The 16,501-nt window shown below is 49.6% G+C and carries 15 protein-coding genes; 7 read left to right on the top strand and 8 right to left on the bottom strand.

Annotated elements, in window-relative coordinates:
* Positions 1–27: 27 nt before the first annotated feature.
* Positions 28–891, top strand: coding sequence for a glycerophosphodiester phosphodiesterase family protein (locus AC23NW_RS12830; protein WP_487449948.1), 864 nt, complete (start codon positions 28–30; stop codon positions 889–891).
* On the opposite strand, the gene AC23NW_RS12835 is transcribed toward AC23NW_RS12830, so the two are convergent.
* Together AC23NW_RS12835 and AC23NW_RS12840 are read right to left on the bottom strand one after the other, a co-directional pair.
* A complete protein-coding gene (locus AC23NW_RS12835; RefSeq protein WP_487449950.1) occupies positions 874–1,995 on the bottom strand; it encodes an NAD(P)/FAD-dependent oxidoreductase in 1,122 nt (373 codons plus the stop codon). The two genes, AC23NW_RS12830 and AC23NW_RS12835, sit on opposite strands and share 18 nt — an antisense overlap.
* A gap of 10 nt (positions 1,996–2,005) precedes the next feature.
* Positions 2,006–3,217, bottom strand: a complete 1,212-nt coding sequence (locus tag AC23NW_RS12840) for a glycosyltransferase (protein WP_487449952.1) — start codon at positions 3,215–3,217, stop codon at positions 2,006–2,008.
* 341 nt (positions 3,218–3,558) lie between these two features.
* Here AC23NW_RS12840 and AC23NW_RS12845 point away from each other — a divergent pair, with 341 nt between their 5' ends.
* Together AC23NW_RS12845 and AC23NW_RS12850 are read left to right on the top strand one after the other, a co-directional pair.
* The gene (locus tag AC23NW_RS12845) at positions 3,559–4,095 is read left to right on the top strand and encodes a heme NO-binding domain-containing protein (RefSeq protein WP_487449954.1); all 537 of its coding nucleotides are present in this window, start codon (positions 3,559–3,561) and stop codon (positions 4,093–4,095) included.
* 27 nt (positions 4,096–4,122) lie between these two features.
* Positions 4,123–6,672, top strand: a complete 2,550-nt coding sequence (locus AC23NW_RS12850) for a PAS domain-containing hybrid sensor histidine kinase/response regulator (RefSeq protein WP_487449955.1) — start codon at positions 4,123–4,125, stop codon at positions 6,670–6,672.
* Here the strand turns inward: AC23NW_RS12850 and AC23NW_RS12855 are convergent.
* The 3 genes from AC23NW_RS12855 to AC23NW_RS12865 all read right to left on the bottom strand — a co-directional run bounded on the left by AC23NW_RS12855 (position 6,669) and on the right by AC23NW_RS12865 (position 9,880).
* A complete protein-coding gene (locus tag AC23NW_RS12855) occupies positions 6,669–7,556 on the bottom strand; it encodes a glycosyltransferase family 2 protein (protein WP_487449956.1) in 888 nt (295 codons plus the stop codon). The two genes, AC23NW_RS12850 and AC23NW_RS12855, sit on opposite strands and share 4 nt — an antisense overlap.
* A gap of 7 nt (positions 7,557–7,563) precedes the next feature.
* Positions 7,564–8,349, bottom strand: coding sequence for a response regulator (locus AC23NW_RS12860; RefSeq protein WP_487449957.1), 786 nt, complete (start codon positions 8,347–8,349; stop codon positions 7,564–7,566).
* 178 nt (positions 8,350–8,527) lie between these two features.
* The gene (locus AC23NW_RS12865; protein WP_487449958.1) at positions 8,528–9,880 is read right to left on the bottom strand and encodes a sigma-54-dependent transcriptional regulator; all 1,353 of its coding nucleotides are present in this window, start codon (positions 9,878–9,880) and stop codon (positions 8,528–8,530) included.
* A 186-nt stretch (positions 9,881–10,066) separates the two neighbouring features.
* Here AC23NW_RS12865 and AC23NW_RS12870 point away from each other — a divergent pair, with 186 nt between their 5' ends.
* Together AC23NW_RS12870 and AC23NW_RS12875 are read left to right on the top strand one after the other, a co-directional pair.
* The gene (locus AC23NW_RS12870) at positions 10,067–10,432 is read left to right on the top strand and encodes a response regulator (protein WP_487449960.1); all 366 of its coding nucleotides are present in this window, start codon (positions 10,067–10,069) and stop codon (positions 10,430–10,432) included.
* A gap of 124 nt (positions 10,433–10,556) precedes the next feature.
* Positions 10,557–11,831 (top strand): Gfo/Idh/MocA family protein, encoded by a 1,275-nt coding sequence (locus tag AC23NW_RS12875; protein WP_487449961.1) that lies wholly within the window; start codon positions 10,557–10,559, stop codon positions 11,829–11,831.
* Positions 11,832–11,873: 42 nt separating this feature from the next.
* Here the strand turns inward: AC23NW_RS12875 and AC23NW_RS12880 are convergent, their stop codons facing one another.
* A complete protein-coding gene (locus AC23NW_RS12880; protein ID WP_293836380.1) occupies positions 11,874–12,308 on the bottom strand; it encodes an OsmC family protein in 435 nt (144 codons plus the stop codon).
* A gap of 258 nt (positions 12,309–12,566) precedes the next feature.
* Here AC23NW_RS12880 and AC23NW_RS12885 point away from each other — a divergent pair, with 258 nt between their 5' ends.
* Together AC23NW_RS12885 and AC23NW_RS12890 are read left to right on the top strand one after the other, a co-directional pair.
* Positions 12,567–13,859: an outer membrane protein assembly factor BamB family protein gene (locus tag AC23NW_RS12885; RefSeq protein ID WP_487449962.1), complete on the top strand. Its 1,293-nt coding sequence runs from the start codon at positions 12,567–12,569 to the stop codon at positions 13,857–13,859.
* A gap of 87 nt (positions 13,860–13,946) precedes the next feature.
* The gene (locus AC23NW_RS12890) at positions 13,947–15,203 is read left to right on the top strand and encodes a ComEC/Rec2 family competence protein (RefSeq protein ID WP_487449964.1); all 1,257 of its coding nucleotides are present in this window, start codon (positions 13,947–13,949) and stop codon (positions 15,201–15,203) included.
* Between the two features lie 4 nt (positions 15,204–15,207).
* Here AC23NW_RS12890 and AC23NW_RS12895 read toward each other — a convergent pair whose 3' ends face one another.
* Together AC23NW_RS12895 and AC23NW_RS12900 are read right to left on the bottom strand one after the other, a co-directional pair.
* Positions 15,208–16,002 carry a M28 family metallopeptidase gene (locus tag AC23NW_RS12895; protein WP_487449965.1) on the bottom strand — a complete coding sequence of 265 codons (795 nt, stop codon included), beginning with the start codon at positions 16,000–16,002 and terminating at the stop codon, positions 15,208–15,210.
* Positions 16,003–16,500, bottom strand: a complete 498-nt coding sequence (locus AC23NW_RS12900; protein ID WP_487449966.1) for a GyrI-like domain-containing protein — start codon at positions 16,498–16,500, stop codon at positions 16,003–16,005. It lies immediately after the preceding gene.
* Position 16,501 lies beyond the last annotated feature (1 nt).

Raw genomic sequence — 16,501 nt, forward strand, 5'->3', positions numbered from 1 at the left:
AAATGGTTTTTACGTTACCTTTGTGGCATGACGCTTACCAAAACACTCATCGGTATACTGGCCGTCTCGTTGGCGGCCTGTGCACCGAAAACATACACAAAGGCACCGGCCAGCCTGGCAGACTTCTGGGCGCCCAAAGCCGTCCGTACCGGCATGATCTCTGCTCACCGCGGTGGCGGCGACATTAAAGGATACCCGGAAAACTGCATCGAATCCTTTGATTACCTGGCCAAACGGCTGCCGGTTATTATCGAATGCGACATTGATCTGACCAAAGACAGTGTGCTGGTAATGATGCACGATCAGACGCTCGACCGGACGACCAACGGCACGGGGAAACTGATTGACAAGACCTACGCTGATATTCAGCAGTACCGGCTGGAAGATAATGCCGGTAACCTGACTGCGTTTAAAATTCCGACGCTGGAACAGGTGCTGCGGTGGGGTAAAAATAAAGTGACGTTCACCCTCGATGTAAAGCGGAATGTGTCGTTCGATAAAGTGGTGGATATGATTCACAAAACGGGCGCTGCCGGTTACGCCTGCGTGATTACTTACAACGCACAGGACGCCGCTAAAGTCCATAAACTGGACTCGTCGCTGATGATTTCCGTCACAATCCGGAACCGCGCCGAATACGACCGGCACCACGATCTGGGTATTCCCGATAACCGCATGGTGGCGTTCGTTGGTGTAAAAGAGCCGGATGCTGAGCTGTATCAGTTCCTGCATCAGAAAGGGATTCCGTGCATTCTCGGGACGCTGGGCAATCTTGACAGACAGGCCGTTGCTAAAGGCGATCAGGTCTACCGGCAGTTTGTGAAAAACGGCGCCGATATCATGTCAACTGACCGGCCGGTTGAGGTCTGGCAATCACTGTCGAAGCAATAGGTCAGCGGCTTCCTCACCGGTCAGACTACCCAGTGCAACGCCCATTCCCTGCATTTTGACGGCACAAACCACGTGCTCCGTTACCTGCCGGACAATGGGCGTTTGCTGTTTACCAAACCCCATAATACCGCTCCAGCGCATGTCAATTTCATAGGCCCGGCCGGGCAGAATGACCTCATCAAGCAAGGAAATCAACCGCGTCTGGATAATGTCAGACAAGCCCGCTTCGGTAGTGGTTTCCCCGGCTACATCCAGATTCCGGCCGCCGCCGAGCAACACACGACCGTCGATATCACGGAAATAGACATAGCCTTTGTCGTAGTGAAAAGTGCCTTTGATGGTAAGTCCCGGAACCGGTTTCGTGACGAGTACCTGGCCGCGGCCGGGCGTTACATCCAGCTCCGGCAGCAACTGACGTGCAAAAGCGTTGGTTGCTACGAGCGCTTTCCGGCAATGGATCAGTCCCTGACCGGTAACCAGTTCTACCCCCTGACTGGTTGTTTCGATGGCCTTTATCAGAGCACCGTTGAAACGTTTGATGCCGAGCGCCTGTGCTTTTTCAAGCAGGGCCGCCATCATGGTACCCGTATGAATATGGCCTTCGTATTGGTTAAAGATGAGGTGCTTAACGCCTTTAAAACCAAAGCGCAGAATGTCAGCGCCGGCAGACCGGTACGTGTCCGGGCCGATTTCATCATGAAGCAGCGTATTGAAATACGGAATCCGGTCAGCGCATTGGTCGTAGAGCGCTGTATCGTCGAAGAGTTCATACCCGCCGACGGGCTCGAAACGCAGACCTGCCGTGCCGATGTTGGCTTTCAGGCGTTGTAGCCCCTGCCAGCGTTTGACGACTAATCCCATCACGTCGGCTTCGGTATGGGATTCGAGGTCCATCAATAATTCAGAAATGCTACCGAAGCAGGCAAATCCGGCATTTTTGGTGCTGGCGCCGCTTGGTAGCATTCCCCGTTCAAAAATAGCAACAGTTACGGTTGGTTGTTGTCTTTTCAGATGGATGGCGGCCGACAGACCGACAATCCCGCTGCCGATGACGGCAATGTCAATGCCGCGTAAAAACGTTTGTTGTTCCCAGTAACTAAACATGAGGGCGGTATTAAACCGCTAAGCTAGTAAAGGAGCTGAAACCAGCAAATGTACGGTAGCTTGATAGTTTACTGATAATGCTCATAAGCTGGTCAGCCCGTTTGATCCAGGTATGCTGGTGGGCAATGTTAATTCCTTGATCAATACCAAAGTATGGTTCATACAAGGCTTCGTCCAGTTGTTCGAAGAACATGTATTTATCGACGCCTAAACGAATCTGATCGATATAGTCAACCATATGACCGAACGTGGTGGCAACAACCGGCATACCGGCGGCCATATATTCATTAACCAGCGCAGTTTGTGAGGTTGGTACATTACGATGGAACGGAATGATCGCTACATCCATGTGTGCCATCATGTCTGGTAAGACAGTGGACGGATGATCGCCGGCAAGCCAGACATTAGATAGACCGGAGAGCGCGTCATCAATGCGTTTGCTTTTAATTTTACCAACAAACCAGAAGTCTGTATTCGGCATTTGACGGATGCTATACAAGAGCATATCAAGATCGATACGGTCATCAACAGTTCCGATATAGCCAGCTACACGGCGGGTAGTTGTTTTAGCGCGGGCGGCCCATGATAACTGGATTGCCTGCCGGATGCTGCGCAGGGAAACTGCCTGATTGAAAAAATCGAAGTTGACGCCGTCGGGCAATAAAAAGGAGTGCTTAGCCATTCCTTTTTTGTTGGCCAGTATGTATTCCTCGTTTGTAATCAGGGCGTCAGCTTGTGCAATGAACATGTTCTCTGCTTTCTCAGCCAACGATCCTGATGCTGCCATTGACTGGTTCCCGTCCAGGTAGTAAACGGATAACTGTTCATCCAGTGCATTTGTGGTATTCAGGCCAAGTGCAGGCTGGCCAATATTGATAACCAGTGGCTTATCTATTTTCAGGGTACGCATAGCCTCTTGGACGTCGTCCATCAACCGGCGGGCGTTTAGTTGCACTGTCCAGTTAAACGGATGAGAGCTGCCAAGCCATTTAACCGGTAGGGCAGGCCTGGGATGCAATACATAAATCGAGGTTGTCTCTGACAAACTGATTTTTTCCAGTCGTGAGGTTGTTGAGAACGTATGGGGGATGTCGGTTTCATTTGTTAATCCGATGGTAGCTTTGATCAAATCAGAATAAGCAGGCTGTGGATTAACATATAAAACGGTTGTATTATGCGCAAGCCCGTTCAGTAGTTGACCAGCTGCGTGCAAACCGTTCATTGTCCAGATCTTATTGGCGAGACCAATTACAGACGGATTTGATGATTCAAAGGCCATGGTTGCAAAATGACGTTATGGTAAATATAGTTAGCTACATGTACCAGGATAATACGCAAAAGCTATGCAAATAGATTTAATAAGGGCTAACTATTTGATTATTAGGATTGTGTTTTGCTGGTGTAGCTTGCCTTTATTCCAAAATGTGGACTTCTATACATTCGTTGGAGTGCATAGCTTATATATGTTGATAAAATTTGGTTGAGGTACATTTATATCCTATATTTTGCCGCTTAATTAATAGTACATAAGTAGCTTGGTATAAATCAATAACAGCAGGCGTTATGAAAGGACTTGTTTTTACGGAATTTCTGGAAATGGTTGAATCAAAATACGGGTATTTATTAGTAGACCGTATCATTCAGCTAAGTCATTTACCTAATGACGGTGCGTACACAGCAATTGGAACGTATCCTTCACAGGAGATGCATCAATTACTACAGTCGCTTTGTACAGAGAAAGGTCTTTCAGTGGATGATATTCTGAATGAGTTCGGCAGGCATTTGTTCAGCGTTTTCCTTAAAAATTATCCTCAACTCATTACGGCAAATAAAGATTTTTTCCAGCTTTTGGAAAGTGTTGAGCATACGATTCACGTTGAGGTTCTTAAATTATATGGGGATGCAGAGTTACCGCGATTCCTCACCAAACGACTGGATGACCATACACTGGAGATGATTTATCAGTCGGATCGTAGAATGAGCAGTTTAGCGCAGGGATTAATTGCGGCAACGGCTGATTTTTTTCAGGAACAGGTTACGGTGACAACAGAAATGTTAGATTCTACAGGTAAATCTGTACGGTTTTTGATAAGAAAATAGCATTAATACAAACTTAGCGACTGTACTATGGAGAGAACAGAAGAGGCAGAACTGCTCAGACGCCGAATTCAGCGGGAGATAAACGCACGGAAACAGGCAGAAAAACTACTTGAAGAAAAGTCGTTGGAACTCTATCGGACAAACGAAGAGCTGAAGCATCTGAATGTCTCTCTGGAATCGAGCATACAAGAACGAACGGATTCATTACTGTTGTCAGAAATGCAGTACCGGTCGCTGATCCAAAACCTGCATTCCGGGGTTTTACTGGAAAATGAACACCGCCGGATTGTATTGACAAATCAGATTTTCTGCGATTTATTTAGCATACCGGTTAAACCGGATTTACTGGTTGGTGCCGACTGTTCACAATCGGCGGAACAAAGCAAAGAAGCCTTTGCTGAGCCGGAGGCGTTTGTCAGGCGGGTCGAAGTGTTACTTAACGAAAAAAAGCTGTGCATCGGCGAGGAGCTGAAAATGGCGGACGGGCGCATTCTGGAACGGGACTACATTCCGATTGTTGCCGGCGAACGTTATCTTGGCCATCTCTGGCGTTACGAAGATATTACCGAGCAGCGTAAGGTGCAGGATATTATCCGTTATAGTGAGGAGAAGTACCGCGGCATTATCGAAAATATGGAACTGGGACTGATTGAGGTGGATAACAACGATATTATCCAGAAAGTCTATCCCCGTTTTTCGAAACTGGTCGGTTATTCCCCGGAAGAGCTGGTTGGGAAAAAAGCAAAGGATATACTCCTGCCGGATGAATCATTTCGGCGGATTGTTGATGAACAGAACAAACACCGGCTTTCCGGAGAACCCGGCGTGTATGAAGTACCATTGCGCCGGAAAGACGGGCAGATTATCTGGGTGATTATCAGTGGAGCGCCCATTCTGGAGCCATCCGGAAAAGTAGTCGGGTCGATTGGTATTCACCTGGACATTTCGGAGCGTAAGCGAACTCAGGAGGCGTTGGAAGAAGCCCGCCGCATAGCAGAAGAAGCCCGTAAGGCCGAGAAACGTTTTCTGGCTAATATGAGTCACGAAATCCGGACGCCGATCAACGGCATTATCGGAATGACGCACCTGCTATACGATACTGAGCTGACCGGGCTGCAGCGCGAATACCTCGATGCGGTCAGCCATTCGGCGGATCTGCTCCTGGCGCTGGTATCCGATGTGCTGGACATTTCAAAGATTGAAGCCGGAGAAATGCAATTGACCGAGCGGCCGTTTAACCTACCCGACCTGCTGAATGAGCTGACCAAAATGTTCAGGCTGCGGTTGCGGGATAAACCCATCCGGCTGGAGTCCTTTGTGGATACCCGGATTCAGCGCACGGTAATGGGCGATCCAACCATGTTGCGGCAGATTCTGATGAACCTCATCGGAAATGCGGCCAAGTTTACGGAGAAAGGAGTTATCCGGGTTCAGGTAACGCTCCTTGACCAGCTCGGGGATTTTCTGATGACGGAAGTAAGTGTATCAGACACCGGTATTGGCATTGCGCCCCAGCATCTGGAAACCATTTTCGAAAGTTTTAAGCAGGCTGACCGCGATGTAAAGGATAAATACGGCGGAACTGGCCTGGGACTGGCTATTGTTAAGCAGCTGGTTAACCTGCATGGCGGTGAAATTGCGGTAGAAAGTGCCCTCAATGCGGGCGCAACCTTTACCTTTACCCTGCCGCTGAAAATTGCCGCAGATGACGATATCAGTATTGTCGACGAACATGGTAAAATCGACAGCGCCTGTCTGGAATCCAGAAAAATTCTGATAGTTGAGGATAACCCGCTGAACAAGAAGTATGTTGAGGGCTTGCTGCGTAAATGGAAGGCAGAGTATGATGTAGCTGATAATGGTTTGGAGGCCATTCGTCTGGTCGAACAGCATACCTACGATCTGGTGTTGATGGACCTGATGATGCCCGTCATGAACGGATTTGAGACCACGGTCCGGCTCCGTAGCATGAAGGCTAACCCGAATGCTGCCATTCCGGTTATTGCGCTCACGGCCACCGCCTTTGCCAAGGAGCAGAGCGAGGCCATTGCATCCGGTATGAACGATTGTCTCAGTAAGCCGTTTACCCCCGATCAGTTATTGCAGTTACTACAGCGGTATTTACCCGCGCAGGAAGCCAGTTTGCCGCAGACAGAAGCAATGCCTGAAACTCCTGAGGTGGTGCCGGAACCGGCAGAACCGTATACCTACAGCAGCGAACTGGATGTTGCCCAGCTGGAACAGTTCTACGGTCATGACTACGCGTATGCCCACATGATGTTTTCGCTGTTTATGGAGACGACCTTTCCGGAAGTTGAAAAACTGGGGGAGGTGATTGCTGCGCAGGACTGGAAACAACTGGCCGCGTTATCGCATCAGTTCAGGCCCTCGCTGGTAATGGTTGGACTGACGGAAGTGGCCAACGCCGGAAAACAGTTTGAATTATTGCTGAAAGAGTCACCGGAAGCGGCTGAACTGCCTGAGCTGGCGGCTGCGCTGAAGCGTGTGATTGCGGTAAAATTACCGTTGATTGAGCAGGAGTTTAGCCGGTTGGGTAAGGCTGTTGAGTCGGTTTAGCGATGAACCAGATGCCATTTAACGGCTTCCCAGCAGCCGATGCGCTGCGGGGTTTTACCGGCATAGGTATATACCAGAATATCCCGGAAGGTAACAAGGCATAAGTAGCTCAGGGTGACCCACCGGCCCATGCCACGCCGCCAGCGGCGGGCCAGCAGAATGCGGTTACGGGTTTTGTAGTATACCTGAAAGGCGCTTGATTTACTGAGACTGACCGAACCCTTGTGGTAAACAACCGATTCCGGTACAAAATAAATGCGATACCCTGCCTGTTTTATCCGCTCGCACCAGTCAAGTTCCTGAAAATAAAGAAAATACTCTTCCGGCATCATACCGGCTTTATTCACCGCGTCGCGTCGTACGAGCAGGGCTGCTCCGTGTACACAGTGCGTGTAGCCTGCCTGATCAAACTGGCCCTCATCTTTATGACCGTTTCCGATCAGTTCAGGGGCCATGCGCAGGGGATGAATCGGGGTAGAACCGGCAAACTGGATATAATCCGGTTGATCGGATGACCGGATTTTAGCGGCACAAATCCCGACATCATTATGCTGCTGCATGGCTTTGACCAGCGGTAGCAGAAAGCCGGGGGCCACTTTGGTGTCGTTATCAAGCAGCATGAAATACTCACCCCGTGCCAGTCGCAGACCAAGATTGACGCCGCCGGCAATACCAAGATTTGTTTCGCTGGAAATAACGCGGATGTGAGGATACTTCCGTTTGATAACGGGTTCGCAGGAGTGCTGCGAACCGTTATCAACGACAATAATCTCAATGTGAGAATAACAAGTTACGGATACGGTAAGTGAATCGAGCAGGTCGCAGGTTACTGCGGTTTGGTTATAGTTTACGGTGATGATCGAAACAAAAGGTAGTGTGGCCATCGGTGCATTAACGGCTTGCTTCTATTTGCTGACAAACCTGTTCCAGTGTTTGACAAACCTGATTGGTAAGCTGCGTAAAATCAGCGCCGGCTTGCGGAGATTTGGCACTCGCTTCCAGATCACGGACGGGCCGCTTCAGAGAGGCAATATCCATTAGATCAACCGATGCCTTAATTTTATGTGCCAGTTTGCTCAGCCGGTCCCACTCCATATGCTGAAGTGATTCCTGCATTTGCATCACGGTGTCCCGTGCCTGCTGAATGAACAAATTTTCCATTTGCAGTATGCGGCCTTCGTCGTTGTTTAACATTGCTGCTAAACGCCCCTTGTTGAAAAGAGGTACAATCGCGTGACTCATAGCTGAATTTTTTTGAAAATCAGTTGCTTTTACTTTAGGTTTCGGAATAAACGTTACCAGTTTTTTCCGCAATTCTTCATTCAGGAAAGGCTTAATAAGGTAATCGTCCATGCCTGCTTGCCGGAACAGATCAATATCTTCACGAGCTGACAAAGCCGTTAACGCAATAATGGGCGTATTCAACCGATGGTGCTGACGAATCATGCGGGTCGCCTGAATCCCGTCCATGCGGGGCATCTGGATATCCATCAGAATCAAATCATACACCTGTCTGATAACCATCTCAACTGCTTCGACTCCGTTCTGTGCAATATCGACGATTATGTTCCAGTCTTCCATCAGTTGCCTGGCAAAGAACTGATTCATTAAGTTGTCCTCTACCAATAGCACCCGACTCCCGCGTAAATGGTCCTCGTTGAAGGTAGCAAAATGCATATAGGCCTATTTTCCGGATAGATACCACAAAACGTGCCAATGAGATAAGTGTCAGATAATGAGGAAGATTACTTTTTTGTATGCCTTGTGGAGTGTCCATATTATGGAATCAGTGTCCAGAATATGTTTTCAGTTTTACCGGAAAGGTCAGACGTACAGTTCAGGTAAATGATTTAGCTTACTGGGATAACTCGCCAGACTTCAACATGTTATAAATTGTCGATTTACCGATGTCAAGTTTTTCGGCAACCAGCAATACATCGTTATCATATTTGTCAAGGTAGAACCGGACAATCCGGCGGGTATACTCACGGAGGGTCATTTCCTGGAGGAGAAAGGCGCCCTCCGGCCGGATGGACCGGAAGGTAATATCTTCCGCCTGAATCACGCCGTTATCGGCCATCACGCACGCCAGTTCAATAATGGCTTTCAGTTCGCGGACGTTTCCGGGAAACGGGTAAGGGAGCAGTTTCTTAAGTGCTTCGGCCGATAAATTCAGCTTACCAAGTTTATTCTTTTTGGCGTATTCATCCATGAAATACCGGCTCAGAATGGCAATGTCATTTTCGCGTTCGCGCAGGGGAGGGAGTTCTACCGATAAACCGAGCAGACGATAGTATAAATCTTCCCGGAAACGACCCTGCCTCACCTCATCCGCCAGGTTTTTGTGGGTAGCGACAATAAGCCGGAAATCGCTTTTAACAAGCTGGTTGCTCCCGATCCGGTTAAATTCCTGTTCCTGTAACACGCGCAGCAGCTTTACCTGCATGGTGAGGTCCATTTCGGCCACCTCGTCCAGGAACAATGTACCGCCGTTGGCTTCTTCAAACCGGCCGGTACGGCGGTTAACGGCTCCGGTAAACGCACCTTTCTCATGACCAAACAGCTCACTTTCCATCAGTTCTTTCGGGATAGCGGCTACGTTGACGGGGACGAACGGCTTTTTTTGCCGGGCAGAATTGTAATGAATCGCTTTAGCAACCAGTTCTTTACCCGTTCCGGTCTCTCCATAAATCGAAACGGTTATACCGGAGCGGGTGGCCTTTTCCATGACTGCAAAAACCCGCTTCAGCTGCGGACTGCTGCCAACAATCAGGTTCCCGAAATCATACTGTTCACGGACCTGTTCCCGCAGCAGGTCAACTTCTTGCCGTAACTGCTGGGTTTCTCTGGCCTTGATGAGCGTACTCCACAGACGATCTTTGGTGTTGTCATCTTTAACGATGTAGTCATAGGCGCCGTTTTTAAGCAAGGTAACCGCCGTCGAAATATCTTCCTGCCCGGAAATAATAATGACCGGAATGTCGGGCAGCTGCTTCCTGACTAGTTTCAGCACCGCTTCGCCGTTCATATCGGGCAGGGAATAGTCCAGCGTGATCACCGACGGTTTCCGGTGCAGGTTGTTCAGCAGGGCTTTTCCATTCTCAAACCGCACGACCGAGTAATCAGGGTTCAGCGTGAGATGATACTCCAGCATGGTTCCGTAAAACACATCGTCTTCGACAACAAAAATGGTAAAGCCGTTTTCCATGTTCAGGTAATCAGTCAGTGAATGGGAATTTTTCCAAAAGTAGAGAATAATTCCTGATTTTGGATAAATAGATAATATGATATTTTACTATGTATCTGAAATTGAGTGTGTTGTTGAAAATTTAACTGATTGGTACGTATTTGGAAGTAGACGATAATACGACAAACCCATAAAATTTCTAACACAATGAAACCGACTGTAGTAGTAATTGACGACAATAAAATGATCCAGGTACTGTTGCAGAATTACTTGTCATCAGAGTACAATGTACAGGCATATTCGGATGCTTCAGGGGCGCTTTTTGCAATTAATCATGGTGTACACACGGATGTTATCGTTACCGACCTGTCAATGCCTGGTGTTGATGGTCAGGAGTTACTCCATCGACTCAAGAATGATCCGAAGCACAGTCATATTCCGGTGTTAATTTTGTCGGGTAACGAAAAAAGTGACGTTCGTATCAACTGTCTGATGGACGGTGCAGAAGATTTTATCCAGAAACCGTTTCATCCGGAAGAAGTGAAAATCCGGATCCGGCGGATTCTGAATTAATAAACCTGACATAAACGTTTACCCGTAAATTCAGGGGTCAATCTAAGCAAAAAATCCTTGGGTAAGGATATAGTTGGTCAGTCTTTTACACAAAAAGGTACTAAGACCTCCATTTCCTATCCTTATGATTAACCGAAGAGAATTTTTAAAACAATCAGGAGTCGGTGCGCTGGGCCTGACCATGTCGCCTGCACTGCTCCGGAAAGCAGCCCCGAGCGATAAGTTGCGGGTGGCCCACATCGGGCTGGGTGGTATGGGTACCAACCACCTGAAGTGGTTTGCCAACCTGCCGGAAGTCGATGTCGTTGGCCTTTGCGATGTGGATAGTGACCATCTGGCGGCGGCCCAAAAGGTGTTGCAGGGTATCCGGCCGGATGCGAAAGCCGAAACGTTCGACGACTTCCGCCGGATTCTTGACCGCAAGGATATTGATGCTATCACCTGTGCGACGCCGGACCACTGGCATGCGCAGGTAGCGATACTGGCCTTTGAGGCGGGAAAAGATGTCTACGGCGAGAAACCCCTGTCGTACAGTGTGCGGGAAGGGCAGCAGATGCTGAAGTCGATGAAGCGGCATAACCGGATTTTTCAGTTGGGTACGCAGATTCACGCCGGTGACAATTACCATCGGGTGGCAGAGCTGATTCAGGCCGGTGCCATCGGGAAAGTGCATACGGTAAGGCTCTGGAAAACAGGATTTCCACCCATTCTGGGGCCATCAAAATATCAGGATCCGCCGGCTACATTGAACTGGGATTACTGGCAGGGACCGGCGCCAAAATCATTGTATAGTCCGGAGCGGTGCCATTTTACGTACCGCTATTTTCTCGATTATTCGGGCGGGGTGTTTCAGGATTTCTGGAGCCACATTGCCGACATTGTCTGGTGGTCGGTGCAGCCTAAAGGCCTGACGCGGGTAAGTGCCAAAGGAGAAGTACCCGAAGGCGTTGGTGATGCCCCGAAATGGATAGACATTGAGTACGATTTCGATAACCTGAAGCTGTACTGGACCAGCACACCGCCGAACGTACCGGGTGCGGCAAAACGGGGAATCGGGGCGTATTTTGAAGGAGATAAGGGGATGCTGATTTGTGATTATAGCAGTAAAGAAATAACCATCAACGGAGTGGCCGTGCCGGACATTGCGGAAATACCCGTAACGATTCCACGCTCGCCGGGGCATCAGCAGAATTTTGTGGATGCCGTGAAGAGCCGGAAGCAACCCGAATCGAATCTGGAATACGCCAGAGAGATGACGTTGCCGATGCATCTGGGATTGATTTCGTACCGGTTGGGGCGCCCGTTAGCATGGAATGCAAGGAGAGAGAAGTTCAGGCACGATGCGGAAGCCAATTCGTATTTGTCGCGTGAATACAGAACAGGATGGGACTGGATATAACCGGACAGCCGGTCGGCACTGCTGCTGACCGGCTGTTTTTTTTTACGCCAGTGTTGCGTTTAAGGTAATGTCGATGCCCGGACTCAGGGCTTTCGAGATAATGCAGTTTTGTTTTGCGCCGCTGGCCAGTTCCTGAAACTTCGCCTCATCGATGCCCGGAACAGTGCCGGTCAGGTTCAGTTCAACGGCTGTGACTTCCAGTTTGTCGGTGTCGAGCGTCAAAACGGCTTTGGTTTCCAGCTTGTCAGCCGTAAAGCCCGCCTGACCCAGTGCTACGCTGACGGCCATGGTAAAGCAGCCGGCATGGGCGGCGGCCAGTAATTCTTCCGGGTTTGTACCGGCGGTACCGTCTTCGCTGACGAGCCGTGTTTTAAAGGAAAACGGTGTGCTGTTCAGGACGCCGCTTGTTGCAGATACGGTGCCTTTCCCTTCCTGAAAGTTGCCTTCCCAGGTGGCAGATGCTCTTCTTTTCAGCATAGTGTTGTTTTAAAGGTTTTCTACACAACCCGGCAGGCGGCGGATTGTTCATTGGTTAGTTACCTTTTGGAATGTTTGGCGTTGATTGGCTCCAGTGGCACGTATGGATGAGGAGCTGCTCTTTCCGGCAAAACCGTATTTTTACGTATTGACTTAGTCACTTACCGTATCTATATTTGATCTGATTGTCAGCTACGGGTGTTCCGCCTGCCACAATGCTGTCACCATATCCAACCCAACGAATTCTGTTTATCCACCATGCGACGCTACCTTCCCGCAATTAGTCTGCTTGCCCTGCTGCTCACTGCCTGTAACCCGGACAAGATTGTAACTAAAACAGATGCGGAGGGAGTAGTAGTTCAGCTATCTCCTGTGTGGCGAAGTTCTGTTTCGGAGCAGTCTAAGTATTTAGCGAATGATATCGGACAGGCAATCGTTACTGATAGAGGAGTGTTGTTTCCAAAGGGAGCAATGCAACCTGGTAAGCCACAATACTCCCGGTCGTATATCGTGCTTAAAGATCAGGATACAGGAGAAGACCTGTGGACCTGGAATGATTTTATGACTGATTTTGAGCATTTTGATCTTTATAAGAGCTGGCCTGATCTAAAAGGTTCAATCTTGTTTCATTCAAGTGGTAACCGGGGGTATGGCATAGACCTGCAAACGGGAAAAACGGTCTGGAAAACAACCTATCAGGATACCTGGTCAGGTGTTCCGACTGCTGCTAATAAGGAGACGTACTACAATACATTAAACGCAAAGCAGAATTATGACCAGGCTATTTCCAAACCCGATATATATGTTGGGGATTTAAAGACAGGAGACATAAAACCCCTTTTTAGCCTTGTATACAGCACTTCGGTTGGACAACCAGGTGGGGGATACAACCAGGTTTTGGGTGGAGTGAACGGCATCCGTTTAGTCACAATCAATGGAGAAGAACATTTATTATTCGATTACTTTGATTCGACATACCCGACGATGTATTGGTATACCTCCCGCATGTCGCTGTATAACCTTGTCCGGAAGACGTTTGTCTATAAAGGGCTGGCGATGAAAGAAGCGGGTTACATGCTGGCGGTCAACGGGCATCTGCAGGTAAATAATGGCGAGGTGTATGATGCGATGTCGCGCTATACAGTATGTCATGATCTGCTGACGGGCAAACAGCTCTGGGAGCGGGTGTTCGGTTCGTTGTGTGATTATCAGCTGGCAACCGGGGACAAGCTGCTGACCTACATCAGCGACGGGCACTTGTATTGTCTGGATGCGAATACGGGCCAAACCCGTTGGCAGCAGGAGTACGTGGTGACGAGTAACCTGACGGAGCTGAACGGTGTGGTGTATTATACGGCAAACCAGCGGCTGTACGCCACTGATCTGCAAAGTGGCAAGCTGCTGTGGAAGATTGATTCGCCGGATGCAAACCGCAACAGTAATGCGCAGTTCCGTGGCTTTGTGGCGGTGGTGCCGGGCAAGGCAGGCGGCAAAGGGCGGGTGTATGCGCACACGGGCCTGAACGCCTATTGTTACGAAGCGATCCGGTAGCTGCCGGTGCCGTATAGAGGCCGGTTAGCATACGCTAACCGGCTTTTTTTATATGGTAAACCAGCAAACGGATCGTACCTTTCGGCTATGAAGCGCGTTCTGCTGTTTTCCGGAAAAACAATACTTTTTGTTCTGCTGATTTGTCACGGGGTGGCGGCTCAGCGGACTGGTACCCCGATCTTTTCGCCCTGGAAAGCGGGTTATCTGGATATTCACCAGATCAATACCGGGCGGGGCAACGCAACGTTCTGTATACTGCCCGACGGCACAACCCTGCTCATTGATGCCGGTGCCATCGATCCCATCAACTGGCGGGATAATAAGCCCCGCAACAACCCCGTCCGACCCGACGACTCGCGGCAACCCGGTGAGTGGATTGCCCGCTACATCCGGCGCGTTATGCCGGTTAAACAAACGTCAGGCATTGATTATCTGCTCGTTACCCATTTTCATGACGATCATGTAGGTACGCCGAAACATGCCTCCCGTACTGCTGCGGGTGGTTATAAACTGAGCGGCGTAACCGAACTGGCGGAGTTTCTGCCCATCCGGCGGATACTGGATCGCGGCTGGCCCGACTATACCTTTCCGCAGACATTGCGGCAGGATTCGATTGTGATTAACTATGTCCATTTTCTGGAAAACCGGAAAATACCCGCCGAACGGTTTGTGGCCGGGCGGCTGGATCAGATCAGACTGGTGCATGACGCAAAAAAATACCAATCGCAGTTCAGCATCCGGAATCTGGCCGTGAATGGCGATGTCTGGACAGGAAAGGGGCAGGACACCCGGCATGTATTTCCTGACTTAACCAGTGTACCTGCCAATCAGCAGCCCAATGAAAACATGTGCAGTGCGGTCTTTACGATGCGCTACGGCGACTTCGATTATTTTGCCGGGGGCGATATTCAGGGCGTTTTGCCGTATGGCGCACCGGCCTGGCATGATGTCGAAACGCCGGTGGCGGCGGTGGCCGGACCGGTCGATGTGCAGCTACTGGACCACCACGGGTATGCCGATTCGCAGAACGGGGCACTGATGAAGGCCCTGCGGCCGAGGGTGTTTGTGGTGCCTGCCTGGGCGGTTTCCCATCCGGGTCCGGCCGTAGCGGAGCGTTTGTTCGATGAAGCCATTTACCCTGGTGAGCGTGATGTGTTTGTGACGCAGCTTTTCCCCGAAGCGAAAGCAGCCATGGGACCGGCTGCGGCCAAAGTAAAGCCCGAAACGGGGCATATCGTTATCCGTGTACAACCCGGCGGGGCATCCTATCAGGTACTGGTCCTGGACGACGCCGACGAATCCATGCGGATCAAGGCTGTGTACGGGCCGTATCAGTCGCGGTGAGGAATTAAACGGCTAATAACGTTTCCCATATTGTGTCAGCGGTCATACGGAGCGATGATTCCGAAAGGTGTTCGCTTCTATCTGTAGGCTGGTGATAATGCCGGAAGAATGGTGCCTGATACAGTATTTCTTTCAGTGTTTCCCTATCGACGTCAAACTCCAGAGCTTTGGCATAATGATCTGCGGTTTGTAAGTCCTCGTCCGAAATGCAGGTTATTGTAAACGAATCTTGCAGACCTGCCTTCCTGAAACTTATGTGATCCGCTGAGTTCGTAACAATCTGATCAAAACGAGTAGTTTGAATGGCTTTATATGTTGCGGCTTGTTCAAATGTACGGAGAACTTTCGCCTCATAATCCTTATGTAGAGACCATAACGCAAACTGATTACCAGCGCCGACCATCTCCAGGTTGATGAGGGCCTGAATGCCTGAGAGACTATATTGATTCACAAAGGCTTTGGAGCCTCGGAGGCCATTCTCTTCCTCGTCAAAGAAGAAAAAAGCGACCGGCTTCTTCAACTGGTTAGTATGCTGTGAGCGGACCAGGAGATCAAGACAAACGGCAATGGCAGAGGCATTATCGTTGGCTCCGGGAGAGTTTGGTACTACATCATAATGTGAGCTGACGGCTATAAAAGGGTTTTCAGAAGCCGGAAAGACCAGTATATTGATCCCTGAGCCATACTCCTGAAGAGAAAAGTGAATTCCCCGAGCCGTTAGATAGTTCTGAATCCACAACCCTCTATCGGAGGACTGTTTCTTTTCAAGGACCCTGATTATGTCGAGTAAACCGCTCATTTAAGAAATCTGATTATGTATTAAAGGCTTCACCGGAATGTAAATGTCTTCTTCCGACTCGGCGGAGCCTTGTTTATAGGTGGGGCCGAGGCGTTCAAAATGGGGGCGGTCATCAAGAGTATAAGTTGATCCGGGGAGCCATTCGGTGAAAATATAGGTGAACAGGCTGGTATCGGTCTGGAGACCTTTGTGCCGGAAAACAGCATATAAACCGGCTGGCAGTATATAATGCTCAAAGCTTTCCGGTACAGTCGTTTCGGCTGACACCTCAATGAGTGCCCGCTTCATAAACGGTCTCGCCGGATCGAACCGGCTAAAATAATCAGACGGATAACTTTGCAGAGAATACAGATCAGGAGACACAGGGTGCTGAATCGCAGCACGGCGGACCATAAATCGCTGCCAGAGTTCACCGGTCCGGTTGGCGGCAAGCGACATCTCGACCGACAGGCCGGCCAGTGTTTTTTCAGTAATGTGTCTGATAACAGGAACGGACATA

It is taken from the genome of Arsenicibacter sp. R0_47 (assembly GCF_057652235.1).